The organism is Flavobacterium sp., assembly GCF_044373165.1.
Classification (GTDB): Bacteria; Bacteroidota; Bacteroidia; order Flavobacteriales; family Flavobacteriaceae; genus Flavobacterium.
Genome location: NZ_JBILQL010000144.1, coordinates 1 through 2,635, shown reverse-complemented (window position 1 = coordinate 2,635; position 2,635 = coordinate 1). Strand labels below are relative to the sequence as shown.

Sequence of the window (2,635 nt, the reverse complement as noted above, 5' to 3'; positions counted from 1 at the left end):
GGAGGCGGTGCTTACATCTGTGGTGAAGAAACGGCTTTGATTGAAAGTTTGGAAGGTAACCGAGGTAATCCTCGTTTGAAACCACCATTCCCTGCTGTACAAGGTTTGTGGCAAAATCCAACCGTAGTGAATAACGTTGAAACCATTTCGGCTGTGCCATGGATTGTAAACAATTCAGGGGCTGATTATGCAGGAATTGGAATCGGACGTTCTACCGGAACTAAATTGATTTCAGCTTCCGGAAACATCAAAAACCAAGGCGTTTACGAAATCGAGTTAGGGTTATCCGTATACGAATTCATGAATTCCGACGAATATTGTGGCGGAATGCAAACTGACCGACCTTTGAAAGCTTTAGTGCCGGGAGGTTCATCGGTGCCCATTTTACCTGCGAATTTAATTTACAAAACTGCTGCAGGTGAAGACCGTTTGATGACTTACGAAAGTTTATCCGATGGTGGTTTTGCCACCGGTTCAATGTTAGGTTCAGGCGGATTTATCGTTTATGATGACCGCGCTTGTATCGTTCGCAACACATGGAATTTTTCCAGATTCTATCACCATGAAAGTTGTGGACAATGTACGCCATGTAGAGAAGGAACCGGTTGGTTGGAGAAAGTATTGTGGCGTATCGAAAACGGTCAAGGGCGCGAAGAAGACATCGAATTGTTGTGGAGCATCCAATCTAAAATAGAAGGCAATACCATTTGTCCTTTAGGTGATGCGGCTTCATGGCCGGTGGCAGCAGCCATTCGTCACTTCAGAGACGAGTTTGAATACCATATTCGTTTCCCTGAAAAAATTAAAAATAGAGATCACTTTGTTGCTGAACCTTTTGAAAAAGTAAAGCATTTAGTAGCAAAACAAGAAATATAAAGACTAGAATTTCATACAATGAAAGTAACCATAGACGGTCAAGAAATTGAAGTAGCACCGGGAACAACCATCCTACAAGCTGCTCGTATGATTGGTGGAGAATCTGTTCCGCCGGCCATGTGCTATTATTCTAAATTAAAAGGAACCGGCGGAAAATGTCGTTGTTGCTTGGTTGACGTTACTAAAGGTAGCGAAGCCGATCCGCGTCCGATGCCGAAACTTGTTGCCTCATGTGTAACGGGTTGTCAAGATGGCATGGAAGTAGCCAGCAAATCGTCTGACCGCGTAAAAGAAGCGCGCAAAGCCGTAACCGAATTCCTTTTGATCAATCACCCACTCGATTGTCCGGTTTGTGACCAGGCAGGCGAATGTGATTTGCAAAACCTAAGTTTCGAGCACGGCAAACTGCAACAACGTTTTGTGGAAGAAAAAAGAACTTTCGAACCGGAAGATATTGGAGACAAAATTCAGTTGCACATGAACCGTTGTATCGTATGTCAACGATGCGTGGAAGTGGCGGATCAATTGACTGACAAACGTGTTCACGGTGTATTGAATCGTGGTGATCACTCTCAAATTTCGACTTGTGTATCCGCAGCCATCGACAATGAATTCTCCGGAAACATGATTGATGTATGTCCGGTTGGTGCTTTAACCGATAAAACGTTCCGATTCAAATCAAGAGTTTGGTTCAACAAACCGTTCAATGCGCACAGAGAATGTACTACTCCGGGTTGCTGCGGAAAAACCACTTTATGGATGTTCGGTAACGAAATTCAAAGAGTAACCGCTCGTAAAGACGAATACCACGAAGTGGAAGATTTCATCTGTAATACTTGTCGTTTCGACAAAAAAGAGGTTTCTGATTGGGTAATTGAAGGACCACGTCAATTTGAGAAAGATTCGGTTATCAACCAAAACAAAAAATACAACACTAACGATAAAGTGGTGATTGAAACCGAAAAAGGCATCTTGATGGGTCGCGAAGAAGACCGTAAAAAAATCAGTATGGCCGAAATCGATTACAACGAAAAAATAGATGGTAACCCAATAAACACTAAGAAATAATGGATAGTGCTTTCATCATAGAAAAAAGTGTGGTTATCGTAACCGTATTCGCCATTACCATGATTATGGCGATGTATTCTACTTGGGCAGAACGTAAAGTAGCCGCCTTTTTGCAAGACCGTGTAGGACCAAACCGCGCGGGTTGGGGTGGTTTATTACAGCCTTTGGCCGACGGTATGAAATTATTTGCTAAAGAAGAATTCGAACCGAATACACCTAACAAATTTTTATTCTTTGTTGGACCCGCCATTGCGATGAGTACGGCCTTAATGACCAGTGCTGTCATTCCGTGGGGTGACCAATTGGAAATCTTCGGCAGAACAGTTCAATTACAAGCAACCGATGTGGATGTGGCTTTATTGTACATCTTCGGCGTTGTTTCTGTTGGCGTTTACGGCATTATGATTGGTGGTTGGGCTTCTAACAACAAGTTCTCTTTAATGGGAGCGGTTCGTGCGGCTTCGCAAATGGTTTCTTATGAAGTAGCCATGGGATTATCCATGATTGCTTTATTAATGATGACCGGAACCTTGAGCTTAAAAGAAATCTCCGAACAACAAGCCGGCATGAACTGGAATGTATTCTACCAACCGGTAGGATTCTTAATCTTCTTAATCTGTGCTTTTGCGGAAACCAACCGTACGCCTTTCGACTTAGCGGAATGTGAATCGGAGTTGATTGGTGGTTACCA

At 43.1% G+C, this 2,635-nt stretch carries 3 protein-coding genes; all 3 read left to right on the top strand.

The annotated features are described in order from the left end of the window. A partial coding sequence (locus ACIQ32_RS11820) for an NADH-ubiquinone oxidoreductase-F iron-sulfur binding region domain-containing protein (protein WP_396195882.1) occupies positions 1 to 876 on the top strand: 876 nt, incomplete at its 5' end. 18 nt (positions 877 to 894) lie between these two features. Continuing rightward, positions 895 to 1,944 carry a 2Fe-2S iron-sulfur cluster-binding protein gene (locus ACIQ32_RS11815; RefSeq protein ID WP_396195881.1) on the top strand — a complete coding sequence of 350 codons (1,050 nt, stop codon included), beginning with the start codon at positions 895 to 897 and terminating at the stop codon, positions 1,942 to 1,944. Beyond that, positions 1,944 to 2,635: NADH-quinone oxidoreductase subunit H (locus ACIQ32_RS11810; protein WP_396195880.1), on the top strand; the 692-nt coding region annotated here is incomplete at its 3' end. The genes ACIQ32_RS11815 and ACIQ32_RS11810, both read left to right, overlap by 1 nt.

Bases quoted from the DNA above. Each gene is read 5' to 3' on its own strand.
- ACIQ32_RS11815 (WP_396195881.1), top strand. From the start codon at position 895: ATGAAAGTAACCATAGACGGTCAAGAAATTGAAGTAGCACCGGGAACA.